Source organism: Bifidobacterium sp. ESL0822, assembly GCF_052606675.1.
Genome location: NZ_CP199596.1, coordinates 1935146 through 1952713, shown reverse-complemented (window position 1 = coordinate 1952713; position 17568 = coordinate 1935146). Strand labels below are relative to the sequence as shown.

Here is a 17568-nt window from a genome sequence, read left to right as displayed (position 1 = left end):
GGGCAAGCGTATGCCCTACCGCTCACAACGAAAATTTCAGTCGGTGACGGTGATGCCCATGGAACGGGCGGTGCCTTCGATGATCTTCATCCCGGCCTCGACGTCACGGGCCGACAGATCCTCCATCTTGGTCTGGGCAATCTCGCGGACCTGGGCCTTGGTGACGGATCCCACCTTGGTGGTCAGCGGGTTGCCGGCACCCTTGGAGACACCGGCCGCCTTGCGCAGCAGGTCGGCTGCCGGCGGAGTCTTGGTGATGAAAGTGAAGGAACGATCCTCGTAGACGGTGATGATGCAGGGGATGACCTGGCCCATCTTGTCCTTGGTGGCATCGTTGTACTGCTTGCAGAAGTCCATGATGTTCACGCCGTGGGAACCCAGTGCAGGGCCCAGCGGGGGCGCAGGATTGGCCTTGCCGGCCTCTATCTGCACCTTGATCAGCGCGGTGACTTTCTTCTTTGCAGCCATATGCTGGTTCTTCTTTCTACGAAGCGGTGATGTCGGAGACCATAGGTCCCCTCCCGCAACCTGTTCTTTCCAAATGCGCTCCACAGGGGAGCACAAGCTTGACGATTATCGCATCGACCAGGGACCGGCCGACGGCGCTCAGGCGATCTTTTCGACCTGGTCGAAGCCCAGCTCCACAGGAGTGTCCCTGCCGAAGATGGAGACCAGAACGGTCAGCTTCTGCGTGGTGGGCTCCACGTCGGAAACCACGGCGGCCATGGTGGCGAAAGGTCCTTCGGTAACGGTGACCTGATCGCCGACGGCGTAGGAGACCTCCACCGTGCGCTTCTTGGCGGCCTCGGGCCTGTCCCCAGCGGCCTTCAGGGCCTCGGAGGCGATCATGGGGGCCATCATCTGAACGACCTCCTTGCGGGTCAGCGGAGCCGGCTCCTTGCTGGGGCCGACAAACCCGGTGACGCCTTCGGTGTCGCGGATGATGCGGCGGGCATTCTCATCGGGCCACATGCGAATCAGCACATAACCAGGCACACGCACACGGGTGACGACCTTCTTACCCTTGTCGGTGTGCTTCTCGACCTCCTCCATGGGAATCTCCACCTGGAAGACCTTGTCCTCCAAGCCGAAGGAGGCCACGCGGGACTCCACGTTGGCCTTGACGCGCTTCTCGTAGCCGGAGTAGGTGTGCAGAACGTACCACTTGCCCTCAAGGGTGCGCAGCTTCTTGGAGAACTCGTCCACGGCACGCTGACCGGGATCGTCCTGATCAGCCTGGTCATCGTCAGAGGAGCCTTCGGAATCGGAAGAATCGACCTGGGCGCCCTTGGCCTGGGCGGATTCGGCGGGTGTGCTGTCCTGCTCGGCCTGCTCCGAAGAGGTTCCGAGCTGCTGATCCTGGACCTGGGCATCCTCCTGGGTGGGGACATCCTCGGACGCCGACGGGACCGACTCAGCGGCCTGATCGGGGTCCAGTCCCTCTCTGGTCAGATCATCACTCATGGATCACTCCACCTTCTACCTTGTCACGGCTCAGCCAAATATCAGGAAGGCCAGTTTACCCAGCCCGAAGTCCATCACGGTCACGAAGACCATCAGCAGCAGCACAAAGATGAAGACGGCCACGGACCAGCCCACCAGCTCCTTGCCTGTGGGGGTCACGACCTTGCGAATCTCGTCGATGACCTGCTTGATGAAGAGCCCGATACGCATGAAGAAGTTCGGCCTGGCTTCCTCAGCCCCATCCTTCTGTGCCATGGTCATCCGTCCTTCGTTTGTTCTGCATCATCTGCTGCAAGCCTTGGCAGGGAAGGCGGGACTCGAACCCACAACCTACGGTTTTGGAGACCGTTGCGCTACCAATTGCGCCACTTCCCTATCGGAACTTCCTACCAGCCTACTCGGCAGGGAGGAAAAACCGCCAAATCGCAAGTCTAGCCCAAAGGGTGGATTGCGTCCAACCGTGTTGCCCTGACAGCATTTCGCTCAGGAGCAGGATCAGGCGCTGACCCAGCCCCCAAGGCGCCGCATGCCCTCGGCCAGGTCGTCGTCAGCCAGCGCGTAGGAAAAACGCAGGCAGCCGGGCGCGCCGAAGGCCTCGCCTGGCACGGCCGCCACCTGGATCTGTTCCAGGATGACCTCGGCCAGCTCACCCGAGGTAGCGCAGACTGTGCCTTGCGGACCCACTGGCCGATTCAGCAGGCCGGTCACGTCGGCAAAGGCATAGAAGGCACCCAGGGGTTCAGGGCAGCTCACCCCATCCACGGCATTCAAGGCATCCACAATGGCCCGCCGACGCAGGGCGAAAGCCGACCGCATGGCCTCCACATCTTTCAGACCGCCGGTCAAGGCAGCCAAGGCCGCCTGCTGGGAGACATTGGCCACGTTGGAGGTCATATGCCCCTGAAGCTTGGCGGCCGCCTTGGCCACCGGCACGGGGGCAATCAGCCAGCCCACCCGCCAGCCGGTCATGGCATAGGTCTTGGCCACACCATTGACCACGATCAGCTGATCGCGTACCTGGGGCACCAGAGCGCCTGGATAGGGCGTGCGCGCCCCCTGGTAGGTCAGGTGCTCATAGATTTCGTCACTGATCACCCAGATTTGGTGCTCCATGGCCCAACGGTCCACGGCAGCCACCAGGTCGGCATCCCAGATTGCCCCGGTCGGATTGGCAGGCAGATTGAGGATGATGGCACGGGTGCGCTCGGTCCGGGCCGCCTCCAGCTGCTCCAGGCTGGGGATATAGCCCTGGTCGGCTCCGCTGAGCACCGGAACCGGCCGACCGCCAGCCAGCAGAACCATCTGGGGATAGCTGGTCCAGTAGGGTGCGGGAATGATGACCTCATCACCGGGGTTCAAGAGGATCTGGAAGGTCTCATAGACGGCCTGCTTGCCGCCGTTGGTGACCACAATCTGATCCGGGTCAATCTGGTAACCCGAGTCGCGCAGGGTCTTGTCGGCGATGGCCTGCTTCAGTTGGGGCAGGCCCGCTGTGGGCGTATAGCGGTGGTTACGCGGATCCAGGCAGGCGCGGGCAGCCACCTGCACGATGTGGTCAGGCGTGGGAAAGTTGGGTTCGCCGGCACCGAAGCTGATCACATTCATGCCCTGGGCCTTCATGGCCTTGGCTTTTGAATCCACGGCCAGAGTGGCACTGGGGGCCACCGCATCTATGCGTCTGCTCAGGGTCTGCCATTGCGCCATAGTCATGTAGCCATGCTACCGCCCAGCACCCCCAGGGCTGTGTTCAGACCAGGACCAGAGAGTCCCGATGCACCAGCGGGTGGGCATAGTGGGCACCCAGTCGGCGGCGGAGTTCCTTGGTGTTTAGGCCCAGCATGTCCTGGGCCTCCTCGGAGTCATAGCCGGACAGGCCCTTGGCCACCTGGTGGCCAGACTCATCGTGAATCCAGACCGGATCCCCGGCCGAGAACTCACCCTGGACCGATTTGGCACCAGCTGCCAGCAGGCTGGCACGACCGCCGCGCAAAGCCTTGACAGCCCCCTGATCCACCAGATAGCCGCCCCGGGGACGGGAGGCGAACTTGATCCAGAGCCGGTGCGAGGAGCCTCGTGGACGGATGGGGGCGAAGAGGGTGCCCACCTGGTCGCCGGCCAGGGCAGGGCCGGCGAGATCGGCACGGGCCAGGACCACGGGCATGCCGGAGGCCGCAGCAATCCGCGCCGCCTCCAGCTTGGTGGCCATGCCCCCGGTTCCCAGCCCGGAGACGGACCCTTGGGCATCCACCTGGTCCATGATGGCCGCCACATCGGGCACAAAGCCGATCCTGCGCGCCCCTGGGCGGGACGGGGGCTCGGTGTAGAGGGCATCCACGTCAGTCAGCAGGACCAGGGCATCGGCGCTGACGATGTTGGCGATCAGTGCCGAAAGGTGGTCGTTGTCGCCGAAGCGGATCTCGTTGCTGGCCAGGGCATCGTTCTCATTGACGATGGGGATGACCCCCAGATCCAACAGACGGCAGAGGGTGCGCCGGGCGTTGCGGTACTGGACGGCATGGGTGGTGTCACGGGCGGTGATCAGGATCTGGCCAACACGCAGAGCATAGCGGGCGAAGGCAGCCTCGTACTGGGCCATGAGCAGACCCTGGCCCACTGAGGCCGTTGCCTGCTGGGTGGCCACGTCATCAGGACGTTGGTCAAAACCCAGTGTGCCGAAGCCGGCAGCTATGGCCCCGGAGGTGACCAGTACCAGACGGGCGCCATCCACAGCCGCCGAGGCCAGGGCACCCACCAGCGAGCGAAGGCGATCCTGGTCCAGGCGCCCATGGGAATCAGTCAAAGAACTGGTGCCCACCTTGACCACCATGGTGCGGGCCTGGGCCACCCGGGAGCGAACCTCAGCCTCGTCGGATTCCTCCCGACCGGTCATTGCCCGGCCTCCTCCGAACTGGCCGGATCCGTATCCCCGCGCCCCAGCAGGCCCTGCCTGTCGTGGGGATCGTCATCCACGGAGGGGTCGGCCCAGTGCCCCTGGCGCCGCTCCTGCTCCATGACCTGACGCACCGCCTGCCGGGCGTCCATCATCTGGTGGTACCGGCGGCGGCGTTCGCTGTTGGTGCGGCGGCGGTTGAGCCCCTGGCTCTCCTCCAGACGCAGGTCACGGCCCCGGGCCACCTGGGGGGTGCCGTCCAGCATTTCGGCACCGGCCGCCACGCTCGGATCCCAGTCGAAGGCCACCGCATCGTCGCCAGGACCGATGCGGACCTCGTCACCTGGCCTGGCTCCGGCCTTGCGCAGGGCATCCTCCACACCCATCCTGGCCAGGCAGTCGGCCAGATAGCCCACGGCCTCCTCGTTGTCAAAGTTGGTCTGACGCACCCAGCGCTCGGGCTTGGCTCCGCAGACCCTGAACCAGGTCTGTCCGGAACGGGTCTGATGCCGCTCAAGAGTGAAGTCGGCGGACTGGTCCCCATTCCTGCGCCGCCGCTCCAGGGGGCGGATGACCACGCGCTCCTCCTGGCTGGCCTCCTGCTGCTCATGCAACTGCCTGCGCAGGCGGTCCACCAGACCGGCAAGGTAATAGCCCAGCTCCTTGAGTCCCTGATGCGAGGCTGTGGAGACCACAAAGACCTTGAGGCCCAGAGCCTCAAAGTCGGGCCTGACGAATTCAGCCAGCTCGCGAGCCTCCGGCAGGTCAGCCTTGTTGAGGATGATCACCCTGGGCCGCTCGGCCATAGGGATGACCCCCAGCGGAAGCTCCAGGCGGTCGGCATAGCGGGAAAGCTCCTCTTCCAGGGCTTGATAGTCGCTCATGGGGTCACGATCTGGCTCCAAGGTTGCGCAGTCGATGACATGGGCGATGATCTCAGTGCGCTCGATGTGTCTCAGGAACTCCAGCCCCAGGCCCTTGCCCTGGGAGGCCCCCGGAATCAGCCCTGGCACGTCGGCCATGGTGAAGCGGCTCTCCCCTGCCTGGACCACGCCCAGGTTGGGCACCAGGGTGGTAAATGGATAGTCGGCGATCTTGGGCCGGGCCGCGCTCATGGCCGCCACCAGGCTGGACTTGCCAGAGCTGGGAAAACCCACCAGGGCCACGTCGGCGATGGATTTGAGCTCCAGTACCAGGTCGCGCTCCTGCCCGGGGTCCCCCAGCAGTGCGAAGCCGGGAGCCCGCCTGGCCTTGGTGGCCAGGGAGCGGTTGCCCAGGCCGCCCACGCCTCCCTGGGCCGCCACGAACCGGTCCCCCACATGAGCCAGGTCGGCCAGACGCTCGCCCGGCTGTTTGCGCTCGCCTTGACCCCCCTTGGCGGTAAAGACCACAGTGCCCACAGGCACCGGCAAGATCAGATCCCGGCCACGGCTGCCATCCTTGTCGCCGCCCAGACCCATAGTGCCTGATTCGGCCTGGCGGTGTGGCAGGAAGCGGTAGTCCAGCAGGCTGGTGGCGTTGGCATCGGCCTGAAGAATGACCGAACCGCCCTGGCCACCATCGCCCCCATCGGGCCCGGCCAGGGGCTTGTACTTCTCGCGGCGGATGGAGGAAGCCCCATTGCCGCCGTCGCCACCCTTGACATGGACGGTGACCTGATCCACAAATGCGCTCATAGGGGCCCATGGTACTCAATCCGGCCTGACATGCGGCCCCTGAGAGCTGAATGCCCGGCATCTCCATACATATCGAAAAAGGCCACCCCATGAACAGGGATGGCCTTTGGCCGATGCCGATAAAGGGCAATCAGGCTGTAAGCACGTCAACGACCTTGCGGTCACGCCGGTTGGCGAACCGAACTGTTCCGTCCGTCAGGGCGAAGAGGGTGTGGTCCTTGCCCAGGCCGACGTTCTGGCCGGGATGGAACTTGCTGCCACGCTGGCGAACGATGATGTTGCCGGCCACTACAGCCTCGCCGCCGAACTTCTTGACGCCCAGGTACTGTGCATTCGAATCGCGCCCGTTGCGTGAGCTGGACGCGCCCTTCTTATGTGCCATGTCTGGTTCCTTTCCTACCTCGACCTAGGCCCTCAGGCGATGGCCGTGATCCTGACCACGGTCTGCTTCTGGCGGTGGCCCTTGCGGCGCGCCACGCCGGTCTTGTTCTTGAACTTCTGGATGTTGATCTTGGGGCCCTTGGCCTCGTCGTCCACGACCTCGCCCTTGACGGAGATCTTGGCCAGATCCTTGGCGGCCATGGTCACCTTGGATCCATCGACGACCAGCGCGACCGGAAACTCGACCGACTCGCCCTTCCTGGCAGCCAGACGGTTGACCGTGATCTGGTCACCGACCTCGACCTTCTCCTGATGGCCTCCGGCCTTCACAATCGCGTACATAGCCCTACCTTGCCTGTTGTCCAAAGCTGTATGCGCCCGGCATCCGGGTCTCGCCATGCAATTGACGAACCCGTCCAGACACCAGCTAACCAGTATAGAAGCAAACACACCGCGTCGTCAAATGTGCCTGCCCCGCCGACAAAACAAAATTCAGTTTATGACTCCTTGGCGACATCCGCCGTCTCAGCCTGGGCTTCATCCTCATCCGATGCCGCCTGGGCCGCCGCAGCGATCCTCGCCAGCTTGGCCTTGACTGCAGGCGTCGAGCCGGTGGACAGGGTCTCCTTGGCAGAGGAGCCATGACCATGCTTGTTGGTCTTGACGAAGGGGTCGCCGCCCTTGACCGCATAGGGGTCGGCATAGGAGGCGGAGATGGTCGGCTTGTCGTGGAGGATGAAGCCTCGGCCATGGCAGGTGGGGCACTCCTCGGAGAAGGCCTCGACCAGCCCCTGGCCCACCCGCTTGCGGGTCATCTGGACCAGACCCAGGGAGGTGACCTCGGCCACCTGATGCTTGGTGCGATCCCGGGCCAGGCACTCCACCAGACGGCGCAGGACCAGGTCGCGGTTGGCCGGCATGACCATATCCACATAGTCAATCATGATCATGCCGCCGATGTCGCGCAGACGCAACTGCCGGGCGATCTCCTCGGAGGCCTCCAGGTTGCAACGGGTCACCGTCTCCTCCAGGGACTTGCCCTTGCCTATGAAGCGGCCGGTGTTCACATCGATGGTGGTCATGGCCTCGGTGCGGTCGATGACCAGGGAGCCGCCGGATGGCAGGTAGACCTGACGCTCCATGCCCTTGCGCAGCTGGCTGTCGATGCTCCAACGGTCGAAGACATCCTTGCCCTGGTGCTCGGCCGGATCCCAATGCTCAAGCTTCTCCTCCAGGTCGGGGGCCATGGTCTCCAGGTAGTTGCGGACCCTCTCGTAGACCCCCTCGCCCTGGACCACCAGCTTGGCGAAGTCGTCGTTGAAGATGTCGCGGACCACGCGGATGGCCACGTCCGGCTCGCCCTGCAGAAGCTTGGGACGCTTGCCGTGCAGGAACTCCTTGCGCTTGTCCTCGATCTTGCTCCACTGACGCTGCAGGTTCTCCAGGTCCTTGGTCAGGGCCTGCTCGCTGGCCCCCTCGGCCGCGGTGCGGATGATGACCCCCATGTCCTTGGGAGCCACCCTGGAGACGATGCTCTTGAGGCGGGAACGCTCGCGGTCGGGCAGCTTACGGCTGACGCCGGTCATGCCGCCCGAGGGGACCAGGACCAGGAAACGGCCGGCCAGCGTGACCTGCGAGGTCAGGCGGGCGCCCTTGTGGCCGATGGGATCCTTGGTGACCTGGACCAGCACGGGATCGCCGGATTTGAAGGCCAGTTCGATCCGGCGGGGCTGGCCCTCCAGACGGGTGGAGTCCCAGTTGACCTCGCCGGCGTAGAGCACGCCGTTGCGGGCCTGGCCTATGTCCACGAAGGCGGCCTCCATGCTGGGAAGGACGTTCTGGACCCGGCCCAGGTAGATGTTGCCGACAGTGGAGACCTCCTGGATGTCGGAGACGTAGTGCTCGACCAGGATGTCGTCCTCGATGACCGAGATCTGGGTGTGGTGCTCCTTCTCGCGCACCACCATCAGACGGTTGACGTTTTCGCGGCGGGCAAGGAAGTCCTGCTCGACCAGCTGGGACTGGCGGGAGCGCTCGCGGCGGTTGTCCCGTCGGCGCTGCTTCTTGGCCTCCAGGCGGGTGGAGCCCTCCACGTCGGTGATCTCGTCAATATACTGCTGCTTGCGTGAACGGCGGGTGCTGGACTCCTCTGGCTCGCCCTCAGCGGACTTGGAGCCCCTGCGACGGCGACGGCGACGGGTCAGCGGGGCCTCGTCCTCGTCATCCTTGTCTTTCTCCTGCTCGTGCCCGCGACGGCGACGACGAGTGGAAACGGTCTTCTCAGTGTCCTCATCATCGCTCTTGGCACGGCGACGGCGACGGGTGCGGGTGCCGGATTCCTGCTGATCCTCGTCCTGCTCCTGATCATCGTCGACCACGAAGGTGATACCCTCGTGATCCAGATCCTCCTCGATGCGTTCCACCTCGTCGGCGGCCCTGCGCTCCTCGGCGTTGAGCCTGCGGGAACGGCGCGAGCCGCCCTCCGAAGCGTTCCTGGACCTGCCGCGACGGGAGGTCTTGGACGATTGCTCGACTTCCTCATCCTCATCATCCCGTTCCTGGCGCTCATCCTGCTCAGGCCGTGAGGCGGGTATGACCGGCTCCTGGAAGAGCAGGGATGTCATAGGACGGGGACGGGATGCGCGTGGACGCTCATCCTGCTCCTGGGCCTTCCGGCCGGTCCTCTGGCTGCGGCCTGAGGTCAGAGCCTCCACAGCCTCAAGGGCACGCTCCTGACGGTCTTGATCAGGTTCGCCCTCCTGGGCATGCTCCTCGGTGCGTCGACGGGTAGCAGTTCTGGTGCGACGACGAGTGGTCGTCCTGGTTGGCTTGGACTCGCTCCCATCATCTTGGGCATCCTGGCCGGAGTGGTCCTGCACGCTCTGATCGGCCGTCTGATCCTCCTTGGACTTGCGGGTGCGACGGCGACGGGTGGAGGAGGGCTCGGACTCATCGTCCTCCTCCTTGGCCCTGCGGGAGGTCTTGCGCTTCTCGGCCTCGACTTTCACGGGCACGTCGGCACCAGCTGCGCCGGCCACCCTGACCACACGCCGTCCAGCACGGCGACGGGTACCGGAACCGGCGGTCTCCTGGACCTGCCGCTCCTGCCCATTCCCACTGGCTGACCTATTATCCTGGGTATCCTCATTATTCGTTTTTTCGGGCACAATGCTCCTTGCGGCACGCCGCCTCGTGCCGCTCTCACGGTTCCGATCCGTCCTCACGCTGCACTCTCACTGCAGCCGCGCACCTGCGTGCGCCTGATCGAAACGCCTTGGCAAAAAGTCTTCCTGACGCAGGCGGACACCGACGCCCGTACGAATCACTGGGTCTCCATACGGGGGGATCAACGCCTACGCTGCAAGTGGTCAGGCAGAACCACCGTCCTCTAGTATGGCACAGATCAGCGGCCGTCAGGTCCATTGAGCCACTCGACCAGTATTGCTTCCAGCCGGACCAGGTCATCCAGGGGCACCTGTTCGTCGGCCTTGTGGGCCAGCAGGGGGTTCCCTGCGCCCAGGTTGACGGCCGGTAGGCCAAGGGCTGAAAACCGCGCCACATCGGTCCACCCAAGCTTGGCGCGAGGCTGTTGGCCCGTGGTCCGAGCGACCAGATCCGCCAGCGAACGGGCCCAAGGCGAGTCCAGACCCGGACTGGCTGCGGGCGATTCGTCGCACATGCGCACCGAGAATCCCTGGAAGACCCCGCCGCAGGCCATATGCTCGCCATTGCCCAGCTCTGCACCTGTCCCCTGACCCATCATGAGCTCCTTGGCCTGGGCCAGGCTCTTGTCGGGGGCGAACCGGTAGTTGACATGCACCCGGCAGCGGTCGGGGATGACGTTAGTGCCCAGGCCGCCCTCGATCATGGTGGCGTTGAGCCCCTCCCGGTAGTCCAGACCATCCACCCGCACCGTGGCCGGACGGTACTGCTCCAGCCGGTCCAGAATGGGCGCGGCAGCGTGGATGGCGTTGCTGCCCATCCAGGCCCGGGCAGAGTGGGCCGTCGTGCCGTGGGTGATCAGGTCAAAACGCATGGTTCCATTGCAACCGGCTTCGATGGCGCAGTCCGTGGGCTCGCCGATGATGGCGAAATCCCCCTGAACCCAGTCAGGGTGGGCAGCCACCACCCGACCCAGCCCGTTCAGATCGGCCTGGACCTCCTCATGGTCATAGAAGACGAAGGTCAGGTCATAGACCGGCTCCCGAAGGGTGAGCGCCAGGTGGAGAAAGACGGTATCCGAAGCCTTCATATCGGCGGTGCCCCTGCCGTAGAGCACCCGGGATCCGGGGTGGGCGGCGGACAGGTCGGCCCGAATGTCCGGGTCGCCGGGCTCCAGCCAGCGCGGAGGCATGTTCCCATCCACGGGCACGGTGTCCAGATGCCCGGCAAGGACGATGCGATGGGGACGGCCCAGCCGGGTGGAGGCCACGACCGTGTCGCCCAGCCGTCGGACCAAGAGGTCGGCCCGTGAGGACAGGGCCCTCTGGACGGCATCAGCCAGGGCGCCCTCCTGGCCGCTGACCGAGGGCAGGGCGGTCATGGCCTCCAGTATCCTTGCCATGTCCTGGGCAGGTTCAGTCCCCCGGACGCCGGAAAGAAGATTAATATCCGTCTGTGTGTTCTTGGCCATAGTGCCATGCTAGCGGGCCGAGGGAGCGCGGATGGAACTACAGCCGCAAGCATGAGGTCCGGGTGGCACAATGGGGACGACGGAAGCGGTGGCACTCCGCCTGGAAAGCCGCCGTCCACCATGCGAGACGAGGAGGATGCCGGAGTGCCTGGACTGCTCAGTGCCATGGAAGGGTTCTTCATCATCGGCGTGGTCATCGCCGTGGGCTATGTGGCCGCACGCTTCCACGTAGGCGGTCCCACGGCCCAGCTGGTGCTCAACAAATACTCTTTCTTTGTATCAACGCCCTGCCTGATGTTCGCCATCCTCTCCAAGCAGAAGCTGTCGGTCATCTTCCACCCCAGCATCATCGTGGCCTTCCTGTCGGCGGCGGCCGTGGGTCTGCTCTTCGTGGCCCTTAACGCAACCAGCTTCCACCTGCCGGCCGCCGAAGCCACCATCGGCGCTCTTGACGCCCTGTATCTGAACTCCAACAACATCGGGCTGCCTGTCGCCACCTATATTCTGGGCAATCCCACATTGGTGGCGCCCATCCTGGTCATGCAACAGGCCCTGTTCACCCCTATCGGGCTGACCGTTCTGGACGCGACCACCAGCGGCAGGCTCTCAGTCAAGACCATCCTCAAACAGCCTCTGAAGCAGCCCATCCTCATCGGCTCCCTGGGCGGCATAGTGATCTCGGCCATCAGCGCCCAGGCCGGCCATTTCGTCATCCCCGACTTCGTCTACAAGCCCATCGACATGATCGGGCAGTCGGCAGTGCCCATGATCCTCATGGCCTTCGGCATGTCCCTGCGGGGTTCACGGCCCATGGGCCGGGGGACGGACCGCCGGGCCACCCTCTGCGCGGTCATTCTGAAGAATCTGGTCATGCCCATAATCGCCTACCTGCTGGCCCGGTTCATGATGGGCTTCAGCGGGGCGGAGCTGTACGGGTGCGTGGTTCTGGCGGCCCTGCCCACCGGCCAGAACGTCTACAACTACGCAGCCCGCTACGGGGTGGGAACCACTTTCGCCAGGGACGCCATCCTGCTGAGCACGATCAGCTCGCCCGTGATCATCGCCCTGGTCGCCTTGCTGCTGAGCTGATACGCCCGAACAGGCTTCCCGCTCAGCCTTCGGCCGCCAGGGTCTCCAAGCGTTGCCGGAAGTGCGGCCAGTCCTGTCCGAAAGCCTTCAGAAGAGGTAGGCCCGAGACCTTGTCCAGGTCCACCCATTCCAGGGCAATGCTCTCGTCGTCATTCATGCGGGGGTCGACATGGTGGCCGGGACGCTCGAAGGCCAGGATGGTCGTGTAACCCCAGGGACCATGGTCCTCCAGGTAGGACCCCACCACCTGAATGTCCTCCGGGCGGATGTTGGCCTCCTCATAACTCTCGCGCAGACCGCCCTCCAGGGGGTTCTCCCCGTCGGAGATGGCACCGCCCGGCACACCCCAGGTGCCGCCCTCAGCGCTCCAACGTGCCCGATGCTGCAGAAGCACACTGACCGGCGCGCCGCTGCGGACATCACGCCGGGCCAGCAAGACACCGGCAGCCCCATTGAGCCCCCAGTGCCGCTTGCCGCAGGCGCAGTCCACCCATCCGTCGCCAGGCTGATGGACGTTCTCCGCGGGGGCGGCCAGTCCTTCAGGACCATGCGTCGATCCGTCGGCCGGCTGACGCTCGGGCATGACCCGTTCGGCCCAAAGGTCAGACCAGGAGACACCCAGCTCCTGGGCCAGGGCGCGCAGGGCGGGCATGCTCAATCCCATCACCCCGCTGGGGTCGCCTTCGACGCCCTGAATGAAAGCGCTGCCCAACCCCTCCAAGGTGAAGGATCCGGCCACCTCCAAGGGTTCGCCGGTGGCTACATAGGCCTGCATGGTGGCCCGGTCGTAGTCTCCGAAGATCACTTGAGCACTGCTGACCGCCCGGGCCCGATGTCCGGTGGCCAAATCGATCAGGCAGTGGCCGGTGACCAGGGTGCCGGTTCGGCCACGCATGGCCATAAGCCGCTCCAGAGCACGCTCCGGCTTGTGAGGCTTGCCCATGACGACCCCGTCCATACTGAATAGCGAATCACATCCCAGCAGGAGGGGTCCGCGCTCGGCATCTATCATCCCGCCCCAGGCCCCAAGGACCTGGCTCATGGGATTCCGGGAGGATGCACCGGAATCGCTCTGGTTCAGAGGCCTGAACGTGACCAGTTCGCCCCGCGAGCGCCTTTCGGCATCCTTGACGGCATCCATTGTCGCTTGGACAGCCGAGGCCTTGGCCTCAGCCAAGACACCGACCCGTTCGCACGCATCCAGGTCATCCAGGTGACGACCTGATTTTCCGGCCTGTTCAGCCAGGACTGCTGGCTCATCCACCTTTGAAGGTCGAATGATGGGGTCAATGCCTGCCTGGACCAGAAGCCGACGCCTGGAGGGGGAGGATGAGGCCAGGATGAGCGGGATATGCCTGTCTTCAGTGTTCACGATTGCCTTCCTGGTCCCGTTCCACCTGAACCCCCTGGCAGTCCACATCCAGGGGCAGAATCCGCCAGCGACCGGAATCCAGATAGTCCTTGGCAAGGGTCCGCAGCTGATTTTCAGCATCCCCGTAGTGCAGGACGATAATGCACGGTCCAGCCCCTGAGACGGCCGCCGCGTAACCCTGACGGCGCAGGAGCTGCAGGAGCTTGGTCGATGAGGGCATGAGCCCGGCCCGGTATGGCTGATGGAGCCGATCCTGGGTGGCTACGAAGAGCAGGGCGTTGGCCCTGGCAGCCTGCCCGACGGCCTCGGTCCCCAGGTCATCCAGTGAGCCGGGGTTCAGAGCGCCGGGAATCAGGGCAGCCCGCGAGAGGTTATGAACGGCATCCGCGTAAGGCACCCGGTTGGGCAGGGCCTGTCGGGCCTTCTGTGTGGACAGATGAGCACCAGGGACGAAGACTGTGGCTTTGATGGCCGGATCCACCTTGTAGCGCAGGGTATGGTAACCGCCCTCCAGGGGTGCGCCCCCGGCTATGGGCAGGGAACCCACCCCTTCGCCAGTGGCCAGATCATAGGAGACGGTCAGTCCCCCATAGACTGCAGGCGCCACATTGTCGGGATGTCCCTCGATCTGGGCGGCCAGCGCGAAGACGGCATCACGGCGCAGAGGGCCGGCGTGGGCGAAGGCCGCAGCCGCCGCAATCCCGGCCACGATGGCCTCAGCGCTGGATCCCAACCCCCTTGCCTGGGGAATACGATTGACGGCGCGCATGATGAAGCCGAACTTTGGCAGACCAAAGACCTGGCAGGCACGTCGGAAGGCGGAGACGACCAAGTGGGTCTCGTCTCGGGGCAGGGTCCGCTCCCCCTCCCCTTTGATGACCACATAGGCGGTGGTGTCGCCGGGGTCCACGGAACGGGTGAAGACGATCTCGTCGTGGTAGTCCAGTGCCAGGCCGACCGCATCGAACCCCGAACCCAGGTTGGCGCTGGTGGCCGGCACACGCACCCGCACGGTGGACGGACTCTCTGTGGCAGACGTCATCATTGGGCCTGCCGATCGAAGACGCGCAGGATGGAGGCCTGCCCGGTGACCGAATCGAAGGTGGAGATCCGCTTGACTACCTGTCGCAGGGTCACCTCGTCGCACAGGTGGGTGACCACGCGCAGCTGCTGAATCTCACCGCTGTAGCCCGGGTCATGCAGGGTGGGCTTGATGTCCTGGTTGACTCCGTTAATGGAGATGCCCGCCTCGGAGAAGACCTGGGCGATGGCCGTCAACACGCCAGGCTTGTCGTGAATCAGGAAACGGACGGCAAAGGCAGCCCGAGATGCATCCAGCGGAGCCATGGGAATGTTGGCGTACATGGGAATCACCGGACCCATGCCATGCTGGACGATGTGGCGGGCCTCGGTGACTACGTCCCCCACAACGGCCGACGCTGTGGGCGCTCCGCCGGCACCCCGACCGTAGAACATGAGGTCGTCGGCGGCCTTGGCGGTGACGAAGACCGCGTTGAAGCTGCCATGGACCGAGGCCAGGGGGTGGCTGTCGGGGATCAGCGCCGGGTAGACCCGGGCGGAGATGCCCTGCTCGCCACGTTCAGCAACGGCCAGAAGCTTTATGACCCGGTGCTCGGTCTGTGCGGCCGCGATATCGTCGGCGGTGATGGCGCGGATGCCCTCCACGGGGACATCATCCAGACGCACATCGGTGTGGAAGGCCAGTGTGGCCATGATGGCGGCCTTGGCGGCTGCATCCAGCCCGTCCACATCGGCGGTGGGATCCGCCTCAGCGAAGCCCTTGGCCTGGGCGTCGCGCAGGGCCTGGTCGAATTGAAGACCCTTGGTGGTCATCTCATCCAGAATGTAGTTGGTGGTCCCGTTGACAATGCCCACCAGGCTGGTGATGCCGTCGCCCACCAGAGATTCGCGTAGGGGCCGCACGATGGGGATGGCCCCGCCCACGGCCGCCTCGAAGTAGATGTCGACTCCACGCTCTTCGGCGGCCCGGTAGAGCTCAGGGCCATGCTGGGCCAGAAGGGCCTTGTTGGCGGTGACCACGCTGGCACCGGACTCGATGGCCTTGAGCAGCAGGGTGCGGGCCGGCTCGATGCCGCCGATCAGTTCGATGACGATGTCCGCCCGGGTGACCAGACCGTCTGAGTCTGTGGTCAGCAGGGAGGAATCAATCCAATCAGCCTTGACCTGGTCAGGGTGGAGGACGGCGATACCTACCAGCTCCATGGGACGGCCCACTCGACTGGCCAAATCCCGGCTCTGCTCCACCAGGAGGCGGGCAGTCTGGGAGCCCACGGTCCCGGCCCCCAGAAGTGCTACGCGGATGGGCCTGACGGCCTCCTGTTGCTGCATGCGTTCAGGCATATGGTCCTCCATCCGCCCCAACGGGGCCTGTCACCGGGTGTTGCTCCATCTTAGAAAGCCAATCCGACACCCCTACCCCCAGCGGCTGGTTCCATCCGAGGGCGAGGCTCATCCCTGGTCCAGGGCCAGCAGATCATCCATGGTCTGCCGCCGTAGCATCAGCTGGGCACCGGACTGGTCCAGACCCACCACAGGAGGGATCAGAGCCTGGTTGTAGTTGCTGGCCATGGTCCGCCCGTAGGCACCCGTCACCGGCACAAGGAGCAGGTCACCCCGGCGAATGTCCGCAGGCAGAGGCACATCCTGCACCAGGATATCCCCCGATTCACAGTGCTTGCCCACCACACGGGCCTGGATCCGGTCCGCGCTGCCATGTCGGTCGGCCAGAACAGCCGTGTATTCAGCTCCGTAAAGGGCCGGACGGATGTTGTCGCTCATGCCGCCGTCAACTGAAACGTAGGTGCGCACGCTTCCGTCAGACAGGGGGACGGGCTTGACGGTGCCCACCCGGTACAGGCTCATGCCGCATGGGGCCACGATCCAGCGGCCGGGCTCGAAGGCGATGACCGGCATGGGCATGCCCAAGCGGCGGTTGATGGCGGCCATGTCAGCCCCCAGGCTGGTCAAGGTCTCGTCCAGGTCCATCCGATCCTCATCTGGAGTGTAGGGCACGGAGAAGCCGCCCCCCAGATCAACCTCAGGCATCAGGTATCCGTCGGTGGCCCAGAAGGTATGCCGCAGCAGCATCATGCGCCGGGCGGCCTCGATGAAGGCCGAAGAGTCATGGATCTGAGAGCCGATATGGGTATGGATGCCTACCAGTTCCAGTTCCTTCTCGTAGGAACGAATCTCCTTGAGCAGGGCAATGGCCGGGCCGTCGGCCAGAGCGGACATGGCTTTGATCCGGGCGGGATCAGCCTGCTCAGCGGGCCCGTTGGCAGCCGAATAAAGGGCCGAGGAGGACGGTGAGACCAGGGAATCGCCAAAAGCCGAGGAGATGTCACCCTTTGTGGCCGCCGAAGCCGCTGCCCCGGCCTGCTCTGAGGTTCCAGGCTCAGGCCCAAGGTCCAGCAGGCCCACGTCGGTGCCCTGGGGCAGCAGGGGGATGCCGAACTTCTGATCCTCATGTGCCGTGGAGATGTACTCGTGGCCGCCGGCGTGCACGCCCACGGTCACCCGGAGCATGACCCTGGCACGACGCCCTTGTGCCCTTGCAGCAGCGGCGATACGGGCCGGCTCGTCAGGCGCATCGATGACGATGGCCCTGTAGCCCTCCCTCACAGCCAGTTCGATCTCCTGGTCGGACTTGTTGTTGCCGTGCAGGACCAGACGGCGGCCGGGGGCACCGGCGGCCCGGGCAATCAGCATCTCGCCCAGGGAACAGGTGTCGATATCCAGCCCCTGGCGCAGCATGATCCGCACGGTCTCCTTGCTGAGGAAGGCCTTACCGGCGTAGCTGACCCTGGTTGTCGCACCGCCCAGGTCTTGCAGGGCCGCCTGACGGAAGGCCGAGGCCCGTTCCGCCATCATCGCGGTGTCCATCAGATACAAAGGGGTGCCATAACGCTTGGCCAGATCCCCCATGGAGCATCCATGCATGATCATCATGCCCTGGTGATCCCGCTGCATAGCCCCGGGCCAGAACCCATCGGACCCCAGCCCGCACATCCCTGTTTCCATC

The 17568-nt window shown here is 64.7% G+C and carries 15 protein-coding genes and 1 tRNA gene; 1 reads left to right on the top strand and 15 read right to left on the bottom strand.

Annotation, left to right across the window (positions count from 1 at the left end; genetic code table 11):
- Positions 1-36: 36 nt before the first annotated feature.
- The 11 genes from rplK to dapE all read right to left on the bottom strand — a co-directional run bounded on the left by rplK (position 37) and on the right by dapE (position 10975).
- The gene (gene rplK, locus ACUIAF_RS07645; protein ID WP_015022451.1) at positions 37-468 is read right to left on the bottom strand and encodes a 50S ribosomal protein L11; all 432 of its coding nucleotides are present in this window, start codon (positions 466-468) and stop codon (positions 37-39) included.
- Between the two features lie 138 nt (positions 469-606).
- A complete protein-coding gene (gene nusG / locus ACUIAF_RS07640; RefSeq protein WP_445338447.1) occupies positions 607-1464 on the bottom strand; it encodes a transcription termination/antitermination protein NusG in 858 nt (285 codons plus the stop codon).
- Positions 1465-1494: 30 nt separating this feature from the next.
- Positions 1495-1719, bottom strand: coding sequence for a preprotein translocase subunit SecE (gene secE / locus ACUIAF_RS07635; protein ID WP_015022453.1), 225 nt, complete (start codon positions 1717-1719; stop codon positions 1495-1497).
- A gap of 44 nt (positions 1720-1763) precedes the next feature.
- Positions 1764-1839 (bottom strand) — tRNA-Trp (locus tag ACUIAF_RS07630).
- A gap of 120 nt (positions 1840-1959) precedes the next feature.
- Positions 1960-3168, bottom strand: a complete 1209-nt coding sequence (locus tag ACUIAF_RS07625) for a pyridoxal phosphate-dependent aminotransferase (RefSeq protein WP_445339189.1) — start codon at positions 3166-3168, stop codon at positions 1960-1962.
- A 43-nt stretch (positions 3169-3211) separates the two neighbouring features.
- The gene (proB, locus tag ACUIAF_RS07620; protein WP_445338445.1) at positions 3212-4354 is read right to left on the bottom strand and encodes a glutamate 5-kinase; all 1143 of its coding nucleotides are present in this window, start codon (positions 4352-4354) and stop codon (positions 3212-3214) included.
- Positions 4351-6030: a GTPase ObgE gene (gene obgE, locus ACUIAF_RS07615; RefSeq protein ID WP_198203247.1), complete on the bottom strand. Its 1680-nt coding sequence runs from the start codon at positions 6028-6030 to the stop codon at positions 4351-4353. The genes proB and obgE overlap by 4 nt, the downstream gene beginning before the upstream one ends.
- A 130-nt stretch (positions 6031-6160) precedes the next feature.
- Positions 6161-6412, bottom strand: a complete 252-nt coding sequence (gene rpmA / locus ACUIAF_RS07610; protein ID WP_445338443.1) for a 50S ribosomal protein L27 — start codon at positions 6410-6412, stop codon at positions 6161-6163.
- A 32-nt stretch (positions 6413-6444) separates the two neighbouring features.
- On the bottom strand, positions 6445-6753 hold the full coding sequence (rplU, locus tag ACUIAF_RS07605) for a 50S ribosomal protein L21 (RefSeq protein WP_015022458.1): 309 nt from the start codon (positions 6751-6753) through the stop codon (positions 6445-6447).
- Positions 6754-6908: 155 nt separating this feature from the next.
- A complete protein-coding gene (locus ACUIAF_RS07600) occupies positions 6909-9635 on the bottom strand; it encodes an Rne/Rng family ribonuclease (RefSeq protein WP_445338441.1) in 2727 nt (908 codons plus the stop codon).
- Positions 9636-9814: 179 nt separating this feature from the next.
- A complete protein-coding gene (gene dapE / locus ACUIAF_RS07595; protein ID WP_227028629.1) occupies positions 9815-10975 on the bottom strand; it encodes a succinyl-diaminopimelate desuccinylase in 1161 nt (386 codons plus the stop codon).
- Positions 10976-11188: 213 nt separating this feature from the next.
- Here dapE and ACUIAF_RS07590 point away from each other — a divergent pair, with 213 nt between their 5' ends.
- The gene (locus ACUIAF_RS07590; RefSeq protein ID WP_015022461.1) at positions 11189-12133 is read left to right on the top strand and encodes an AEC family transporter; all 945 of its coding nucleotides are present in this window, start codon (positions 11189-11191) and stop codon (positions 12131-12133) included.
- Between the two features lie 22 nt (positions 12134-12155).
- On the opposite strand, the gene ACUIAF_RS07585 is transcribed toward ACUIAF_RS07590, so the two are convergent.
- From ACUIAF_RS07585 to ACUIAF_RS07570, 4 genes are all read right to left on the bottom strand, one after another.
- Positions 12156-13505: a Maf family nucleotide pyrophosphatase gene (locus tag ACUIAF_RS07585; protein WP_198203245.1), complete on the bottom strand. Its 1350-nt coding sequence runs from the start codon at positions 13503-13505 to the stop codon at positions 12156-12158.
- Entirely contained in the window at positions 13495-14547 is a 1053-nt protein-coding gene (thrB, locus tag ACUIAF_RS07580; RefSeq protein ID WP_445338440.1) for a homoserine kinase, read from the bottom strand. The genes ACUIAF_RS07585 and thrB overlap by 11 nt, the downstream gene beginning before the upstream one ends.
- The gene (locus ACUIAF_RS07575; RefSeq protein WP_445338439.1) at positions 14547-15887 is read right to left on the bottom strand and encodes a homoserine dehydrogenase; all 1341 of its coding nucleotides are present in this window, start codon (positions 15885-15887) and stop codon (positions 14547-14549) included. Before ACUIAF_RS07575 ends, thrB begins: the two co-directional genes overlap by 1 nt.
- A 108-nt stretch (positions 15888-15995) precedes the next feature.
- Positions 15996-17567: a diaminopimelate decarboxylase family protein gene (locus ACUIAF_RS07570; RefSeq protein ID WP_445338438.1), complete on the bottom strand. Its 1572-nt coding sequence runs from the start codon at positions 17565-17567 to the stop codon at positions 15996-15998.
- Position 17568 lies beyond the last annotated feature (1 nt).

What these genes read in the sequence shown, in the direction of transcription:
- rplK (WP_015022451.1), bottom strand. Translation starts at nt 468, where the DNA reads ATGGCTGCAAAGAAGAAAGTCACCGCGCTGATCAAGGTGCAGATAGAG.
- nusG (WP_445338447.1), bottom strand. Translation starts at nt 1,464, where the DNA reads ATGAGTGATGATCTGACCAGAGAGGGACTGGACCCCGATCAGGCCGCT.
- secE (WP_015022453.1), bottom strand. Translation starts at nt 1,719, where the DNA reads ATGGCACAGAAGGATGGGGCTGAGGAAGCCAGGCCGAACTTCTTCATG.
- ACUIAF_RS07625 (WP_445339189.1), bottom strand. Translation starts at nt 3,168, where the DNA reads ATGGCGCAATGGCAGACCCTGAGCAGACGCATAGATGCGGTGGCCCCC.
- proB (WP_445338445.1), bottom strand. Translation starts at nt 4,354, where the DNA reads ATGACCGGTCGGGAGGAATCCGACGAGGCTGAGGTTCGCTCCCGGGTG.
- obgE (WP_198203247.1), bottom strand. Translation starts at nt 6,030, where the DNA reads ATGAGCGCATTTGTGGATCAGGTCACCGTCCATGTCAAGGGTGGCGAC.
- rpmA (WP_445338443.1), bottom strand. Translation starts at nt 6,412, where the DNA reads ATGGCACATAAGAAGGGCGCGTCCAGCTCACGCAACGGGCGCGATTCG.
- rplU (WP_015022458.1), bottom strand. Translation starts at nt 6,753, where the DNA reads ATGTACGCGATTGTGAAGGCCGGAGGCCATCAGGAGAAGGTCGAGGTC.
- dapE (WP_227028629.1), bottom strand. Translation starts at nt 10,975, where the DNA reads ATGGCAAGGATACTGGAGGCCATGACCGCCCTGCCCTCGGTCAGCGGC.
- thrB (WP_445338440.1), bottom strand. Translation starts at nt 14,547, where the DNA reads ATGACGTCTGCCACAGAGAGTCCGTCCACCGTGCGGGTGCGTGTGCCG.
- ACUIAF_RS07575 (WP_445338439.1), bottom strand. Translation starts at nt 15,887, where the DNA reads ATGCCTGAACGCATGCAGCAACAGGAGGCCGTCAGGCCCATCCGCGTA.
- ACUIAF_RS07570 (WP_445338438.1), bottom strand. Translation starts at nt 17,567, where the DNA reads ATGGAAACAGGGATGTGCGGGCTGGGGTCCGATGGGTTCTGGCCCGGG.